This window comes from Ureibacillus sp. GCM10028918 (assembly GCF_042666115.1).
Lineage (GTDB): Bacteria > Bacillota > Bacilli > Bacillales_A > Planococcaceae > Ureibacillus.
Genome location: NZ_JBHTFK010000005.1, coordinates 433,198 through 450,689, shown reverse-complemented (window position 1 = coordinate 450,689; position 17,492 = coordinate 433,198). Strand labels below are relative to the sequence as shown.

Annotated in this window: 18 protein-coding genes; all 18 read left to right on the top strand. The window is 36.9% G+C overall.

The window, feature by feature from the left end; all coding sequences use genetic code 11:
• Positions 1-3 precede the first annotated feature (3 nt).
• The 18 genes from flhB (at position 4) to uppS (ending at position 17,492) form a co-directional block, all read left to right on the top strand.
• Positions 4-1,092, top strand: a complete 1,089-nt coding sequence (gene flhB / locus ACFQU5_RS05395) for a flagellar biosynthesis protein FlhB (protein ID WP_390285520.1) — start codon at positions 4-6, stop codon at positions 1,090-1,092.
• A 21-nt stretch (positions 1,093-1,113) separates the two neighbouring features.
• Entirely contained in the window at positions 1,114-3,153 is a 2,040-nt protein-coding gene (flhA, locus tag ACFQU5_RS05390) for a flagellar biosynthesis protein FlhA (protein WP_390285518.1), read from the top strand.
• A complete protein-coding gene (gene flhF / locus ACFQU5_RS05385; protein WP_390285516.1) occupies positions 3,150-4,292 on the top strand; it encodes a flagellar biosynthesis GTPase FlhF in 1,143 nt (380 codons plus the stop codon). The genes flhA and flhF overlap by 4 nt, the downstream gene beginning before the upstream one ends.
• A complete protein-coding gene (locus tag ACFQU5_RS05380) occupies positions 4,292-5,164 on the top strand; it encodes a MinD/ParA family protein (protein WP_390285514.1) in 873 nt (290 codons plus the stop codon). The genes flhF and ACFQU5_RS05380 overlap by 1 nt, the downstream gene beginning before the upstream one ends.
• Positions 5,165-6,304 (top strand): protein-glutamate methylesterase/protein-glutamine glutaminase, encoded by a 1,140-nt coding sequence (locus tag ACFQU5_RS05375; RefSeq protein WP_390285512.1) that lies wholly within the window; start codon positions 5,165-5,167, stop codon positions 6,302-6,304.
• 15 nt (positions 6,305-6,319) lie between these two features.
• Complete coding sequence (locus ACFQU5_RS05370; RefSeq protein WP_390285510.1) at positions 6,320-8,392, top strand: chemotaxis protein CheW; 2,073 nt, start codon at positions 6,320-6,322, stop codon at positions 8,390-8,392.
• Between the two features lie 26 nt (positions 8,393-8,418).
• Positions 8,419-8,856 carry a chemotaxis protein CheW gene (locus tag ACFQU5_RS05365; protein WP_390285508.1) on the top strand — a complete coding sequence of 146 codons (438 nt, stop codon included), beginning with the start codon at positions 8,419-8,421 and terminating at the stop codon, positions 8,854-8,856.
• 43 nt (positions 8,857-8,899) lie between these two features.
• Positions 8,900-9,532, top strand: a complete 633-nt coding sequence (locus ACFQU5_RS05360) for a chemotaxis protein CheC (RefSeq protein WP_390285506.1) — start codon at positions 8,900-8,902, stop codon at positions 9,530-9,532.
• Between the two features lies 1 nt (position 9,533).
• Positions 9,534-10,037 carry a chemotaxis protein CheD gene (locus tag ACFQU5_RS05355; protein ID WP_390285504.1) on the top strand — a complete coding sequence of 168 codons (504 nt, stop codon included), beginning with the start codon at positions 9,534-9,536 and terminating at the stop codon, positions 10,035-10,037.
• A complete protein-coding gene (locus ACFQU5_RS05350) occupies positions 10,037-10,411 on the top strand; it encodes a hypothetical protein (protein ID WP_390285502.1) in 375 nt (124 codons plus the stop codon). Before ACFQU5_RS05355 ends, ACFQU5_RS05350 begins: the two co-directional genes overlap by 1 nt.
• A gap of 413 nt (positions 10,412-10,824) precedes the next feature.
• On the top strand, positions 10,825-11,592 hold the full coding sequence (locus ACFQU5_RS05345; RefSeq protein WP_390285500.1) for a FliA/WhiG family RNA polymerase sigma factor: 768 nt from the start codon (positions 10,825-10,827) through the stop codon (positions 11,590-11,592).
• A 26-nt stretch (positions 11,593-11,618) separates the two neighbouring features.
• Complete coding sequence (locus ACFQU5_RS05340) at positions 11,619-11,921, top strand: RNA polymerase subunit sigma (RefSeq protein WP_390285498.1); 303 nt, start codon at positions 11,619-11,621, stop codon at positions 11,919-11,921.
• Between the two features lie 9 nt (positions 11,922-11,930).
• A complete protein-coding gene (locus ACFQU5_RS05335) occupies positions 11,931-12,509 on the top strand; it encodes a hypothetical protein (protein ID WP_390285496.1) in 579 nt (192 codons plus the stop codon).
• Positions 12,510-12,665: 156 nt separating this feature from the next.
• Entirely contained in the window at positions 12,666-13,388 is a 723-nt protein-coding gene (rpsB, locus tag ACFQU5_RS05330; protein WP_282989872.1) for a 30S ribosomal protein S2, read from the top strand.
• Between the two features lie 526 nt (positions 13,389-13,914).
• Positions 13,915-14,799, top strand: a complete 885-nt coding sequence (tsf, locus tag ACFQU5_RS05325; protein ID WP_390285493.1) for a translation elongation factor Ts — start codon at positions 13,915-13,917, stop codon at positions 14,797-14,799.
• 239 nt (positions 14,800-15,038) lie between these two features.
• Positions 15,039-15,764, top strand: a complete 726-nt coding sequence (gene pyrH, locus ACFQU5_RS05320; protein ID WP_036203065.1) for a UMP kinase — start codon at positions 15,039-15,041, stop codon at positions 15,762-15,764.
• A complete protein-coding gene (gene frr / locus ACFQU5_RS05315; RefSeq protein WP_390285491.1) occupies positions 15,764-16,321 on the top strand; it encodes a ribosome recycling factor in 558 nt (185 codons plus the stop codon). Before pyrH ends, frr begins: the two co-directional genes overlap by 1 nt.
• Positions 16,322-16,709: 388 nt before the next feature.
• Positions 16,710-17,492, top strand: a complete 783-nt coding sequence (gene uppS, locus ACFQU5_RS05310) for an undecaprenyl pyrophosphate synthase (RefSeq protein WP_390285489.1) — start codon at positions 16,710-16,712, stop codon at positions 17,490-17,492.

Sequence of the window (17,492 nt, the reverse complement as noted above, 5' to 3'; positions counted from 1 at the left end):
AGCTTGAAGCTACTACTCCCATTAGATTTACAGTTTTTTGCCGGGGATAAAACAGAAAAAGCAACACCGAAAAAGAGACAGGATGCCAGAAAAAAAGGACAAGTATTAAAAAGTCAGGATGTAACGGCTGCAATTGTTCTATTGTTATTGTTTTTATTTTTGTATTTTACTGGACCAATGATGATTGAAGGTATATTTGGCTTTTTACATCAGGCCTTTGAAAAAAATATCCTGATTGAAACAGTTACAGCCGATACAGTAATGCAAATGTATACGGATTCTTTAAAAGAAATGGCACTTATTATTTTGCCGTTTATGGCAATTGCTGTTGTTGCCGGTATAGCAGCAAACTTTATGCAGTTCGGGTTTCTTTTTACGATGGAACCTATGAAATTAGATTTAAAAAAGATGGATCCCATTAAAGGGATTAAAAAAATTATCTCTGTTCGAGCAATTGTAAACTTAATTAAATCTTTATTGAAAATATCATTTATTGGAACTGTAACAGTCGTCATTGTGTGGATGAACCTGGAGGAAGTTTTGTCTTTATCATTTCAAAGTCCTTGGGATACATTAACTACAGTAGCAAAACTAACAGGGTTAATGGGAATAGCAGCTTCATTAACCCTTGTTGTTATTGCGCTGATCGATTACATATATGAAAAATATGAGTATGAAAAACAATTGAAAATGTCCAAACAAGACATTAAAGATGAATACAAAAATGCTGAAGGTGACCCGAAAATCAAATCGAAAATTAAGCAACGTCAAAGGGAAATGGCCATGCGTAGAATGATGCAGGAAATACCGAATGCGGATGTGGTCATTACCAATCCAACACACTATGCCATTGCCCTGAAATATGATGATCAAAATATGGAAGCCCCCAAGGTTGTTGCAAAAGGAACAGACTATGTGGCGCAAAAGATTAAATTGATTGCCAAAGAGAATGACGTTGTGATGGTGGAAAATCGCCCGTTGGCCCGTGCGATGTACGATCAAGTGGAAATCGGTCAACAGGTACCGGAAGAGTTTTTTAAAGCGATAGCAGAAATTTTAGCGTATGTATATCGTATAAAGCGTAAAATTTAGACCATAGTAGGAGGGAAAAACATGAAAATTCGTGACCTAGGTGTTTTAGCTGCAGTAATTATGATTGTAGCGATGCTCATAATCCCTCTGCCGACATGGTTATTAAGCTTTTTAATCATTATTAATATCACATTGTCATTATTGGTGTTGTTAGTGGCGATGAATATGAAGGAAGCATTAGATTTCGCCATTTTCCCTTCAGTCATTTTGTTATTGACATTATTCCGGCTGGGGTTAAGTATATCTACCACTCGTGCAATCTTGGCGCAGGGTGATGCTGGTGATGTTGTTCATACATTTGGTGAATTTGTAACTGGCGGGAATATTTTAGTCGGTTTAGTAATTTTCATGTTATTAGTTATTATTAACTTCATAGTTATTACAAAAGGTTCGGAACGTGTAGCTGAAGTGGCTGCTCGTTTCACATTAGATGCAATGCCCGGGAAACAAATGAGTATAGATGCTGATTTGAATGCTGGGATGATCTCGGAAAAAGAAGCAAGAGAACGACGCGAAAAAGTATCAAGTGAATCAGATTTTTATGGAGCTATGGACGGGGCGACTAAATTCGTAAAGGGTGATGCCATTGCTTCGATTATCATAGTTTTTATCAACTTGCTTTTTGGTATTGTTATTGGAATGCTTCAGCTTGGTTATACAATGGCCGATGCTGCAACCCACTTCTCAACACTTACAGTTGGGGATGGATTAGTATCACAAATTCCTGCATTGCTTGTATCAACAGCAACAGGTATCGTTGTAACACGTGCAGCATCTGAGGGGAACCTAGGCGAAGATATTGCCAATCAATTGTTTGCACAATCAAAATTACTTTACATTGCAGGTGGAACAATTCTCTTATTAGGGTTATTTACCCCGCTTCCTGAATGGATTACAATGCCGATTGCTGCTGTATTAATTGGTGGAGCATACATGATTAATAGCAGACAAAAGATAGCAGAAAATCCCGAGGAATTACTTGAGATTGAAGAAGAAGTGGCAGCTGATACGATGAAAAGTCCTGAGAATGTTGTCAATCTTTTGAATGTAGACCCTATCGAATTTGAGTTTGGTTATGGGTTAATTCCATTAGTTGATGCCAGTCAAGGTGGAGATTTATTAGATCGCGTTGTAATGATTCGAAGACAATTGGCTCTGGAACTTGGGGTTGTTATTCCAGTGGTCCGAATTCGCGATAATATTCAATTACAACCTAATGAGTACCGTATCAAAGTAAAGGGTAATGAAATGGCAAGAGGAGAGCTTCTTCTCGATCACTACCTATCGATGAGTCCAGGAGATGACGATTCAATAGAAGGAATTGATACAATCGAACCTTCCTTTGGGTTGCCTGCAAAATGGATTACAGAAAAAGTAAAAGAAGATGCGGAGATGCTGGGGTATACCGTGGTTGATCCACCAAGCGTCGTTTCAACTCACTTGACAGAAATTATCCGTGCCAATGCGCATGATCTACTTGGTCGTCAGGAAACAAAACAATTAATTGACCATCTACGAGAAAATTACCCAATTCTAGTGGAAGAATTAACTCCTACACCTTTATCCATTGGTGAAATTCAAAAAGTCTTGGCAAAACTTTTAAAAGAGAATGTTTCAATACGTAATTTGCCTATTATCTTCGAAACATTAGCGGATTATGCGAAATTGACAAGTGATACAGATGTTCTAGCAGAATACGTGCGTCAAGGCTTAGCAAGACAAATTACTTCCCAATATGTTTCAGGTGGAACTAGTCTAAAAGTAATTACGATTCCAGCCAAATTAGAGAAGCTTATTGCCGATAGTATCCAGCAAACAGATCACGGGAACTATTTAGCAATGAATCCTCAAGATTCACAAAACGTATTAGAGGCAATTGCAAAGGAAGTAGAGAAAGTATCCTTTATGGAACAATCTCCAATTATTCTATGTTCACCGGGAATACGAATGTATTTAAGACAATTAACTGAGAGATACTTCTCACAAATCCCTATTTTGTCCTATAACGAATTGGATGCAAATGTTGAAATTCAAAGTGTTGGAGTGGTGAATGTAGAATGAAAATGAAAAAATATACAGCACCTTCGATTTCAGAAGCGATGAAACTAGTTCGAGCAGAATTAGGTGAAGATGCTGTTATTATTAATTCTAAAGTAATCGTTACAAAAAAGCTGTTCGGTCTAATAAAACAAAAGAATTTTGAAGTACTTGCCGGCGTTGACCAAGTGGAGACAAAAACGATGTCTCCACGTCTCCCAGATTTACAAACAAACACAATTCAATATAATGAACCTGAAGAACAGCTGAAATTACATATTGACGAAACATTATCAAATGAGTTGAAAAGTGAAATTGCTGACTTGAAGTTGATGATGAAATCAATGCAAAAGCATACAATTCAATCAGAATTGCCAGAGAATTTCTTGCCTTATATTGACTTCTTGAAGCGTCAAGAACTTAGTGAAGAGCTCATCACGGCAATAAGTGATGAGCTTTTTGTGCATCAAAAACAAAAGGAAGCTCCTTTAACTAAGGAAGAGCTGAAGGAAATAACGAAGACGGTGCTGCGGAAATTGTTGCAGGACCTACCTATGGGTGGACTTTCCTATGAGAAGAAATATATTAATGTTTTTGGCCCTACAGGAGTGGGGAAAACGACAACAATTGCAAAAATGGCCGCAAGATCTGTATTAGAAAAAAAGAAAAAAGTTGGATTTATTACAACAGATACGTATCGAATAGCAGCAATTGAACAGTTAAAAACCTATGCGAATCTTTTACAAGCGCCTGTAGAAATAGTCTATAACGCGAATGATTATAAGAAAGCGATTGAAAATTTTGCACATTTAGATTTAGTTTTTATCGATACTGCCGGTCGTAATTACAAAGAAGCTAAATATGTAGATGACCTTATGCAAATGATTAACTTCGATGAAGAAGTAGAATCGTATTTAGTATTGGCATTAACTGCAAAAGAACAGGATATGGAATCGATAATTCAACAATTTAGTGAAATTCCAATAGGTAAATATATCTTTACAAAAATTGATGAAACAAATTCTATTGGCACTATGTATAATTTAATGATTAAATATAATAAAGGACTTGCTTACTATACGAATGGACAAGAAGTACCAGAAGATATTGAAGAAGCAAATTTGGATGCAGTACTTGAACTGTTCTTTCAAGGAGAATTTTAATGAGAGACCAAGCTGAAAACTTAAGAATGAAGATGCTGGAAAGTCAAGGTGCTTTAGGGAGATCAATAGCAATTGTGAGTGGAAAAGGTGGAGTCGGCAAAAGCAATTTTTCTACGAATTTTGCCATTAACCTTACGCAATTAGGGAAGAAAGTCGTTGTTTTAGATATGGATATTGGGATGGGAAATGTTAATATCCTAATAGGAAAAACGGCTCAGTTCAATTTGAAGCATTATTTACTTGGTGAAGCCTCATTAGATGAAGTGATTTATGAGGGTCCACATAACCTAAAATACATTTCGGGTGGTTCAGGCATGTCGTCTGTGATGGAATGGTCTGAAGATATGATCGATGCACTATTTTATGCATTTGAACAATTACAAAAGACTTTTGACTATATCCTTTTTGATATGGGGGCTGGTGCTACGAACTGGTCATTGGACTTAATAAGCGCTATTGATGAAATTATTGTCATTACAACAGAAGAGCCAACAGCCATAACAGATGCCTATTCCATGATGAAGTATATTCATGTAAGAGACCAAAATAAAACAATCTACTTATTATGTAATCGAGCTTATTCAAAAGAAGAAGGACAAGATACATTAAATCGATTGGAAAGTACGATGAATCACTTTCTAAAAAAAGATGTAATCATTCTAGGATCATTACCGGAAGATCCTGTGGTAAGAAAAGCTGTTCGTGAGCAAGTACCATTTTCAATCGCCTATCCAGACAGTAATATATCGAAAACCTTGAAAGTAATGGTTCAGCAATTTGTGGAGCGCAACCAAGTTGAAGTTCATGGTCGTTATAAGCAAAGTACGTTTTTATCCAAACTAAGAAGCATTTTTTCGAAAGGGCGTGATTAATTGGAATTCTCAAGTAAAAGCAAACTTTTAGTGGTAGATGACTCTGCTTTTATGAGAAAGCTGATTAGTGACTTTTTTGTAGACAACCCGAGAGTGGAAGTTGTTGGCACTGCCCGAAATGGAAAAGATGCGATTAAGAAAGTACAAAGTCTGCAACCAGATGTTGTAACAATGGATGTCGAGATGCCGGAGCTAAATGGTTTGGATGCATTAAAGGAAATTATGAACCTATATCCAGTTCCTGTGATCATGCTGTCCAGTACGACACTTCAAGGAGCAGAAAATGCACTGATCGCGATGGAAAACGGTGCAGTTGACTTTGTTGCAAAGCCAAGTGGGACAATTTCGCTGGATTTACACAAAATCAAAGAAGAATTAGTACATAAAGTGGAGCATGCTGCACATGTCTCTATAACTAAGTTAAAAAAACCTAATATAGTACCAATGCAAGTCTCGAAAAACAGTACCTTAACTGAAGAAAGACCTTTTAACAAAAATCAGTATACTCAAGTCTCTCATACTGAGAAAAATAATTTGTTTAATAAGACTCGCTGGAATCAAGCAACAAAAAAGATTGTATTAATCGGTACATCCACTGGGGGACCTCGAGCTTTACAAGAGGTCATAAGTAAACTGCCAGGTACGATAAAAGCACCTATCCTAATAGTTCAACATATGCCCGCTGGTTTTACTAAATCTCTTGCGGATCGGTTAAATCAATTGAGCCAATTACAGGTGAAAGAAGCTGAACAAGGAGATAGATTACAAAACGGGGTAGCCTATATAGCCCCAGGCGGTTATCACTTGAAGCTAGAGAAGCGTGGAGCTTCCTATGAAATCGTTTTAGATCAAACAGAGCCTCCAAGATCAGGGCATCGTCCAAGTGTAGATGTCATGTTTGAAAGTGTAAGTAAAATTAAAGAATTTGATAAAGTAGCAGTCATTATGACTGGAATGGGATCTGATGGGACAAAAGGTCTTATTGATTTAAAACAAAATGGAAATATAATGGCGATTGCCGAAGCAGAAAAAACGTGCATTGTCTACGGAATGCCAAAAGCAGCTGTAGAAACACAGCTTGTCAATGAAGTTGTAGACGTTGACAATATTGCCGAAGCAATTATGAAATATTTGCCCTAAAAGGAGTGCTTTCTAGTGGAACTTAATCAATATTTAGAAATGTTCATTGAAGAAAGTAAAGAACATTTACAAGCATGCAGCGACAATTTGCTAGAACTTGAAAAAAATCCAACTGACTTGGCGATTGTAAATGAAATATTCCGTTCAGCACATACATTAAAAGGTATGTCTGCAACAATGGGATATGAGGATCTAGCAGATTTAACTCATAAAATGGAAAATGTACTGGATGCCATTCGTAACGAAAAAATTCAGGTGAATGCAGAAATTTTGGATGTAGTTTTTGAATCCGTGGATCATTTAGAAGAAATGGTTATGGATATAGCGGATGGTGGCGATGGAAAAAAAGATGTTTCTCTAACAGTGGAGAAATTAAAACGCATTGAGTCTGCTGAACCAATTCAACAAGAAACAGCAGGCATCGACTTGCGCGAAACTGCAGCTGCAGAGGTTGCAGCCACGACAGCAATTTTAGAGAACGCCCCTCAACTAGAATATGACGATTTTGAAAAAACAGTCTTGCTTCAATCTACAGAGCAAGGGTTTAATGCTTTTGAAATTGCCGTGACGCTTAATGATAGTTGTCTTTTAAAGGCTGCACGTGTCTATATGGTTTTTGATATCTTAGAAAAAAATGGAGATGTTGTGAAATCTTCACCAACAGTAGACAAACTTGAAGATGAACAATTTGACCAAGACTTCAAAGTGGCTTTAATTTCTCAAACGGATGCTGAAGAATTGCGCAGTAAAATTCTAAAAGTTTCTGAGGTTGAAAGAGTTACGATTACACAATTATCGAAAGAGTTATTTATTCAATCAGCAGGTGTCGAATCAGAACCAGTTGTTGAACCAGTAACTGAAGAAGTGACGGTTGTTTCAGCAGTAGAAGTGAAAAAAGAAGAAACAACTCAAAAAACTTCTGGAGCAAAACATGCGGCTAGTAAAACAATCCGTGTAAGTATCGAGCGATTAGATATTTTAATGAATTTATTTGAAGAATTAGTAATCGATAGAGGGCGACTTCAATCGATTGCAACAGAAGTGAATCATTCAGAGCTGAATGAAACAGTGGAACGTATGAGTCGAACGATGGGAGACTTGCAAAATATTGTATTAACAATGCGTATGATTCCAATTGAAACAGTATTTAACCGTTTCCCTAAAATGGTCCGTACTTTATCCCGTGATTTAAAGAAGAAGATTAATCTAGAAATCATTGGTGCTGAAACCGAGTTGGATCGTACAGTAATTGATGAAATTGGAGACCCTCTTGTTCATTTAATTCGTAATTCAGTTGACCATGGTATTGAAAGTCCAGAAATACGTCGTGCAAATGGTAAACCTGAAGAAGGAAATGTCACATTGCGTGCATATCACAGTGGTAACTATGTATTTATTGAAATTGAAGACGATGGTGCAGGTATTAATCGTGAAAGAGTACTGAAAAAAGCGATCTCTAAAGGGATTGTCACAAAAGAATCTGTACTTTCAATGTCCGATAAACAAATCAATGAGCTGATTTTAGCATCTGGCTTCTCAACAGCAGAAGTTATTTCAGATATTTCAGGACGTGGAGTAGGTCTTGATGTTGTGAAAACAACAATTGAATCATTAGGTGGGAATATTTCAATAGAATCAACAGAAGGTGTAGGGTCTATCTTCTCTATCCAACTTCCATTGACACTATCCATTATCTCCGTAATGTTAGTTGAAATTGAACAAGAAACCTATGCTATCCCTTTATCATCCATTATTGAAACATCAATTATTAAAAATAGCGATATTCTCAATGCACATAATCAAAAAGTAATTGATTTCCGAGGTAAAGTAGTTCCACTTATCTTCTTGGACGAAATCTTTGATGTACCAAGAACTGAGCAAGCGGAAGATGAATATCACTCAGTTGTCATTGTACGTAAGGGTGACAAGCTTGCTGGCTTAGTAGTTGATACATTTATTGGTCAACAAGAAATTGTATTGAAATCATTGGGTAATTACTTAACAAACATCTTTGCGATTTCTGGAGCTACGATTTTAGGAAATGGAAAAGTTGCTTTAATTGTGGATTGCAATGCTTTAATGAAGTAATGAATGGAATGAAAGAGGTGTAGTTTATGACTGCTGTAGAACAAGAGTATTTGAAAGTAATTGTTTTTCAACTTGCCGATAAAGAATATGCCATTCCGGTATCAAATGTACAAGGTATCGAAAAACTAATGCATATTACGCGTGTGCCAAAAACGACAAGCTTTGTTAAGGGTGTTATTAATTTACGCGGAGTCGTAACACCACTAATTGATTTACGTGAACGCTTCGGGATACCAGTATCAAATAATGAAGAGACAACGAGAATTATTATAATCACACTGGAAGAAATGGAAGTCGGCTTTATCGTTGACTCTGCAAATGATGTGATTGATATTCCGGTAACTGCTATTGAAGCACAACCGGAAGTAGTTGGATCGAATGAAGAAGATTTTATATCTGGTGTGGCAAAATTAGAGAATCGTTTATTAATATTATTGCATCTGGACAAAGTGTTAAATCCTTAGATTCGTTTTGGTCATTCTTTCAAAAAGTAGGGATCTTTAAATTATGAGCGAAATTCAGAAGATTACATCATTGCATTTAGACGTCCTAAAAGAGATTGGAAATATAGGTGCTGCCCATGCTGCGACAGCACTTTCCAGTTTGTTAACCAGGAAAATTGATATGCATGTCCCCAAGGTTGAAATGGTTTCATTTAATGACATGATGGAACTCGCTGGGGGAGCTGAAACGGTTGTTGTAGGAATCTTTCTTCGTATTGAAGGGGATTCTGAAGGCAGCATGTTTTTTATCTTGCCAATCAAACAGGCGAACCGATTTATACAAAGTTTGATCGGCGATGACCAATTTAGCTTTAGTGATGGGAAACCTACAGAACTCGGAGTATCCGCAATGCAAGAATTAGGAAATATCCTTTCCGGTTCTTACTTATCGGCCTTGTCAGATTTTACTGGAATGAAGCTATATCCAACTGTACCTGGATTAAGCGTTGATATGTTTGGCGCCATCATTAGTACCGGACTAATCGAAATTTCAGAGGTTAGTGATCAGGTGATTGTCATTAATACATCCATTTTTGAAGAAGGTTTCGATAATCGTAATGAAGTTCATGGGCATTTCTTCTTACTACCAGATCCTGATTCTTTCGCGAATATTTTTAAGGCTTTGGGTGTTGCATAATATGATTCAGTCACGTACAACGCAAGTCATTAAAGTTGGAATTGCACAATTGGATATAGTTAAAATGCCGGATACCATTCGTACTTCAGGATTAGGTTCCTGTGTAGGTGTAGTATTATACGATGAAACAAAAAATATAGCTGGATTAGTTCACATTATGTTGCCTGACTCAAGTTTAGCGAGAACAGAAACAATAAATGAAGCGAAATTTGCTAATACTGGCATAAATGCACTCATTCAAAAACTAAGATTAGCTGGGGTTCAACCATTACGCTTAAAAGCTAAAATTGCTGGTGGTGCACAAATGTTCAAATTTTCATCTGACAATGATTCAATGCGAATCGGGCCGCGAAACGTAGAAGCGGTGAAAAAGGAGCTTAATAAAAACGGCATACCACTGATCGCTGAAGATACGGGTGGCAGTAGTGGGAGAACCATTGAATTTAACCCTGTCACTTGTCAATTGAGTATTCGTACAGTAAACCAGGGAGTGAATGAAATATAATGTTTGGATCAATATTTTACAACTTTTGGGCTGCTCTCATCGGTTTTTCAATCTATTTTTTTAGTACATTATCGGATTCTTCTATTCCGTTTAATAGTCTAGTAAGCTCTTCGATTGCCGCAGCAGTTTCATTTCTTTTCATGTATGGTATTCGCTTATTTTTGGGCTATGTACTTTATACTCCGGATGATGAGTTATTTACTAGTTTGGACATAGAAAATGAACAACTACGTGAGCAACTGGAAGGTCGTATGAGTGGTGCTTCCGATTCTGGAGTTCGTCATTCTACCGTGGAATTTACTGATCAAAGTTCAGAAGAAATTGCAAAAGTGGTTCAAACGATGATGCTTCAGGATGATTCTGCTAAAAAATAATTATTTAAGGCTAAAAACCTAGTTCCATAGAGGCTAATTAATATGAAAAGAGTCGAAAAACGGCTCTTTTTTTGTTGGGTAGAATAGCTATATCAGATAGGAAAAAAATTTAGTTTAATAGAAATGTGTGCTTTTTTATTATCATTTGATATAATATTGAATAGTAAGGAACGTACACTGAATTCCCAAATAGCAAGTAAAAAATACCTAATGTAAAATGAAGAAGTCGTTATTGATAATGCAAATGAATTTGATATAGATAGGAATAAAGTCTTATATTGTTGTTTGTTTCATGAATGAACTGCAATATACCTTATAAGTTAGAGGCAGATGACAGATGGATTGAGCAGGATCAAAGCAAAGGCAAGATGATTGCTTATCCAAATAAACGATTTTTAGTGTGAGGTGGATGTATGGTACAGCTTCAAGCAGATAATGAACAAACTCTCTGGAATTGCTGGATCAATGACCGAGATCCAGATGCAGGCAACATGCTTATAAAAAAATATCAATCCTTAGTGTCCTACCATGTACAGCGAATTGGTGCGAGTGTGCCTAAAAATGTATCACGTGATGATTTAATGAGTCTAGGAATGATGGGACTATTTGATGCACTTAATAAATTTGATATAAATAGAGATTTAAAATTTGATACATATGCTTCCTTCCGTGTCCGAGGAGCTATTATAGATGGGTTAAGGAAAGAAGATTGGCTTCCTCGCTCAGCACGAGAAAAAGCAAAGAAGATGGAAGTGCAAATAGAAAAGTTGGAGCAACAGTTAATGCGTAGTGTTACGCCAGATGAGCTAGCTCAGCATATGGAATTATCCGTTGAAGAGGTTTATCAAACGGTACAAGAACATTTTTTCTCTAGTGTGTTGTCTATTAATGAACAACAAGATCAGGAAGAAGCAGAAGGTAAGGCTTTTGTTATTAGAGATGATCGAACAAAAACTCCTGAGCAAGAAGCTATACACTTGGAATTAATCAATGACCTTTCCGAAAATATTAAAAACTTAAGCGAGAAGGAACAACTTGTTTTAAGCTTATTTTATACTGAGGAATTGACATTGACTGAAATTGGTGAAATGCTCAGTTTATCGACTTCAAGAATATCGCAAATCCATTCTAAAGCACTATTCAAATTAAGAAAGCTCCTTTCAAATGAAATGTTAAGCTAATGGATTAAAAGTTGAGGTGAGAAGTATTGAGTTTAAAAGCGCTTGAACTTCAGATTGCCATTCCGAAGACCTTTGATGCGGGTAAACTGGCAGATCAGCATCATCAAAATGTTATTGGGCAGCAAGTAGATGCACATGAAGCGTTAAAAAAAGAGATTAAGAAAAAACAACTGCAAGTTAGCGACACGGAAGAAACAGAGAAAATTACTGATCATAATCAACAGCAAAAAGAGCACGAAGAGAATTTATCAAAAGAAAGACACCAAGAAAAAGACGAAAAGGAAGCACAACATCCTTTCAAAGGTAATTTTATTGATTTTAGTGGATAGGAGAACGGTATGGTCGTAAGTCTGGTTATCATATTGGTTATTTCGCAGCTCATTTGTTTCTACTTCATCGTTATTTTAAATACAAGAATATCAAAATTTAAAAATCTAGAAATACGACAAGATCAGCTAATCAGAGAAATGGATGACGCTATCAGCTTATATCTAGTAGAAATGAAGGAAGAAAATGATCGTCTCATTAGTGAGCTTTCATCTATAAAACAAAATGAGTTCAGTAATAAAGAAATAAAAAAACAAAAAATGGCAATGATTAATTTGGATGATGCACAGGCAAGGTCTGGAGAAATCCAAGAACAATCTTCAAGAAAATTAGATCCAGTAGAAAACAATGCACCGAAAGTGATTGTTCCTAAAAAAATGGCAACAGATGCCTATAAACAACAAAGATTAGCAAGTGAAATTCCACCTTTACAACAAGTTGAAGCAAGGGGAAAAGATATTTCGACTCTACCTTCCTTTGAACAAAAGGTTTTAAACCTTCATAGTCATGGAAAAACGGTTGATGAAATTGCGAAAATAATGCAAAAAGGGAAAACAGAAATCGAACTGTTAATTAAGTTCCATGCATAAAATTGTTGCATGATAAAAGTTAGTGTGATATATTATCAATTGGTGTTAATTACACACGCATTTTGATGTAGTAAGTGGTGCTTTTTGAATAAAAAGTTGCTTGTTATAGATGAAAAATGCGGAGGGAAAAAACCAAAATATTAGGAGGAAACACACATGTCAGTAATTTCAATGAAACAATTACTTGAAGCTGGTGTACATTTCGGTCACCAAACTCGCCGTTGGAACCCAAAAATGAAAAAATACATTTTTGTTGAACGTAACGGTATCTACATTATCGATCTACAAAAAACGGTTAAAAAATTAGAAGAAGCTTACGACTTCATGCGCCAAGTTGGCCAAGATGGCGGTAAAGTACTTTTCGTAGGTACTAAAAAACAAGCTCAAGAAGCAATCAAAGACGAAGCTGAACGTTCTGGAAACTACTACATCAACCAACGTTGGTTAGGTGGTACTTTAACTAACTTCGGTACAATCCAAAAACGTGTTGCTCGTATGAAAGCAATCGAAAAAATGGAAGAAGACGGTACTTTCGAAGTTCTTCCTAAAAAAGAAGTTATCCAACTTAAAAAAGAACACGAGCGTCTTGTTAAATTCCTAGGCGGTATCCGTGATATGGCTGGCATTCCAGACGTTATGTTCGTGGTTGACCCACGTAAAGAGCGTATCGCTGTTGCTGAAGCTCGTAAATTAAATATTCCTATCGTAGGGATTGTTGATACAAACTGTGATCCAGATGAAATCGACTACGTAATCCCTGCTAACGATGACGCTATCCGCGCTGTTAAATTATTAACTGCTAAAATGGCTGATGCTCTAATCGAGTCTAAACAAGGTGAATCTGAAGCTCCAGCTGAAGAAGTAGTAGCTGCTGAGTAATTCACTATTAGAAAACTTGGCTCAAGTAGTCAGTTTTCTGATGATTAAAAGGTGATAAGTGGATGAACCCTCTTATCACCTTTTTTTAAGAGGAAAAGGTGAGGGTGCTGTTCAGCTCCGACAACAACTGGAAAAATTGACAAAAGGACGCTTTTTGCCCTTGAAGGCAATTTTGAAGTTGTCGAGGAGCTAGCACCCGAAGCTGGACAAGAAGAAAAGCTGAGGCGGTTCGCCCAGCTCTGACAGAAACTGGAGACTTTCGACGAGCATGCTTGCATGCGTGGGAGGAAGTTGAAGTTTCAGAAGAGCTAACCGCCGGAACTGGACAAGAAGAAAAGTGGAGGCGGTTCGCCCAGCTCTGACAGAAACTGGAGACTTTCGACGAGCATGCTTGCATGCGTGGGAGGAAGTTGAAGTTTCAGAAGAGCTAACCGCCGGAACTGGACATTATATCTAATGATACTTTATTCTTTCTAAAGACATACTAAAAAATTAAATAATTGAGAACTCAAGGAGGAAACTTCAAATGGCAATTACTGCACAATTAGTAAAAGAACTTCGCGAAAAAACTGGCGCAGGTATGATGGATTGTAAAAAAGCTCTAGTAGAAACAAATGGTGATATCGACGCTGCTGTTGACTTCTTACGTGAAAAAGGTCTTTCTTCAGCTGCTAAAAAAGCTGACCGTATCGCTGCAGAGGGGACAACTTATATCCTATCTGAAGGAAACGAAGCTGTAATCTTAGAAGTTAACGCTGAAACTGACTTCGTAGCAAAAAATGAAAAATTCCAAGTACTTGTTTCTGAATTAGCTCAGTTAATTTTAGCTGCAAAACCAGAATCAGTAGAAGCTGCATTAGAGCTTACAAATGCAGAAGGTGTTAAAGTTGCTGACTTAATTTCAACAGCTGTTGCTACAATCGGAGAAAAAATCACTCTTCGCCGTTTCGAAGTTAAAACTAAAACTGACGCAGATGCTTTCGGTTCTTACCTGCACATGGGTGGACGTATTGGAGTATTAGTAGTTCTTGAAGGTTCTACTGATGAGTCTGCAGCTAAAGATGTAGCTATGCACATCGCTGCTATCAATCCTCAATATGTATCACGTGACGAAGTTTCTGAAGAAGAAGTTGACCGTGAACGTAAAGTGTTAACTGAACAAGCTCTAAACGAAGGTAAACCAGAAAATATCGTTGCTAAAATGGTAGAAGGTCGCCTTGGTAAATTCTTCGAAGATGTTTGCTTACTTGATCAAACTTTCGTTAAAAACTCTGATCAAAAAGTACGTGATTTCGTAAAATCAACAGGTGGTAACGTTACTTCATTCGTACGCTTCGCTGTTGGTGAAGGTATCGAAAAACGTGAAGATAACTTCGCTGAAGAAGTTATGAACCAAGTTAAAGGTAACTAATTTAAATAATAAGTATAATTAGGGGACACAAATCAGTGTTCCCTATTTTTCAAGGAAGAAAAGCGAAGAATGCCCGTAAAGCCCCGACAATCGTTGGAGGATCCTGACAAGTGTGTTTGCACACGCAAAGAAGGAGTCGAATCGACCTCGAGGGGCTGGGCAATCGCAGCTGGACAAAAAAACTAATACAATAGTTAGTAATGTTTTAGTAGTATAAAAATGAATTACGGAGGTTTACTATGAGTGTGCCACAATATGAACGAGTTGTTATTAAAATTAGCGGTGAGGCATTAGCAGGAGAAGCTGGTTACGGTTTATCGCCAAAAATTATAAAGTCAGTTGCTGAAGATATTAAAGAAGTAGTAGAGCTTGGTGTAGAAGTTGCTGTAGTAGTAGGCGGCGGAAACATCTGGCGTGGAAAAATAGGTAGCGAAATGGGCATGGACCGTGCCTCTGCCGATTACATGGGAATGCTAGCTACAGTTATGAATTCATTGGCACTTCAAGATGCTCTTGAAAAGTTAGAAATTGAAACACGTGTTCAATCTTCTATTGTTATGACACAAGTAGCAGAGCCGTACATACGTCGAAAAGCAGTGCGTCATCTTGAAAAGAAACGTGTTGTAATTTTTGCGGCCGGTACAGGTAACCCATTCTTCTCTACAGATACGACTGCTGCTCTACGTGCTGCGGAAATTGATGCAGATGCAATTTTAATGGCAAAAAATAATGTAGATGGTGTATACTCTGCTGATCCGAAAACTGATTCAACTGCTGTTAAATATGACACACTCACATATTTAGACGTAATTCAACAAGGATTACAGGTAATGGATTCAACTGCTTCCACTTTATGTATGGACAACGATATCCCATTAATAGTATTCTCTATTATGAATAAAGGAAATATTAAACGAGCAGTACTCGGTGATAAAATCGGTACAGTTGTTAGGAGGAACTTTTAATGCCTAAACAAGTATTAGCACAAGCAAAAGAAAGAATGGACAAATCAATTTCTGCATTTTCTCGCGAATTAGCTTCAATTCGTGCAGGACGTGCAAATGCGTCACTTTTAGACAGAATTTCAGTTGATTATTACGGTGCTCCAACACCTGTGAATCAATTAGCTGGTATTTCTGTGCCTGAAGCGCGACTTTTAGTGATTCAACCTTATGACAGATCAATCTTGGGTGAAATTGAAAAAGCGATTATGAAATCAGATATCGGAATCACTCCGACAAACGATGGAAATGTAATTCGTTTAACAATTCCAGCTTTAACGGAAGAACGTCGCAAAGAGCTTGTAAAAGTTGTAAACAAAGAAGCGGAAAGCGCAAAAGTAGCAGTCCGTAACGTACGCCGTGATGCTAACGATGATTTGAAGAAATTAGAGAAAAGCGGCGACATCACAGAAGATGATTTACGCGGATTTACAGATGACATTCAAAAATTAACAGATGATTACATTGTTAAAGTTGACCAATTAGCAAAAGATAAAGAAAAAGAAATCTTGTCTGTATAAGAAACGTGCTTGAGTTGTGTTTATATTTATCATTTGCAAAACTTTTGTAAAGCTAAATGAATGATGAACTAATTCAAGAGTAGGGCGTCCTATTAATTGGGACGTCTTTTTTCAATGTATAGATAGTCACTGACATTATGAAAATGAATTTTGTAGAATGATAAATAATTGTACATGTACTAATACATAATGCTCATAAGCGAAATGAAAAATATTAGGAATTATACGATAGAACGTAAGACACAATCATTTGTTTTTGATATGATTATAAAAATACGGTTATAGCTAAATTATGGGAAAATCGATTTTTTTCATATACCTAAGAAGATTGGGATCGTATCTTGAAGAAGAAAAACGTCCAAAAAGTTGTCAGGTGGGGGAATTGCTGATGTTAAAAAAACTATTTAGTAAGTCAAGTAAAGGAAAGCACTCTTTGGAGGTTAAAGAATCTCTTGTTAATAATGAATGTTTACCTTCCCATATCGCAATCATTATGGATGGCAACGGACGTTGGGCGAAAAAAAGAGCAATGCCAAGAATTGCTGGGCATCATGAAGGGATGCAAACTGTACGTAAAGTTGCTCGCCTAGCCGATGACATAGGTATTAAAGTATTAACGCTCTATGCATTCTCGACAGAAAACTGGAAAAGACCAAAATCAGAGGTGGACTATTTAATGAGCCTTCCTCAAATGTTCTTAAACTCCTTTATGCCAGAGTTAATGGAACGAAATATTCGAGTTGAAATGATCGGTGATAAGGAAGGACTGCCTTCTAATACTAAAACGGCTTTAAATGAAGCAATGGAAAAAACCAAAGATAATACAGGGCTTATTTTAAATTTTGCTATGAATTATGGAAGTCGCGCTGAAATAGTTAGTGCAATGAAGGACATAATGAAAGAAGTGAATCAAGGAAAACTGACTTTGGATGATGTGGATGAACAAATGATTGATCAATATCTATTAACATCAAAACTTCCAGAGCCTGATTTACTTATTCGTACAAGCGGCGAAGTCCGCCTAAGCAACTTTATGCTATGGCAACTCGCATATACTGAGTTTTGGTTTACAGATATCCTATGGCCAGATTTCAACAAAGAAACCTTCATGGAAGCTATAGAAGCCTATCAACGACGCAACAGGCGTTTTGGTGGACTGAAAGGAGAATAA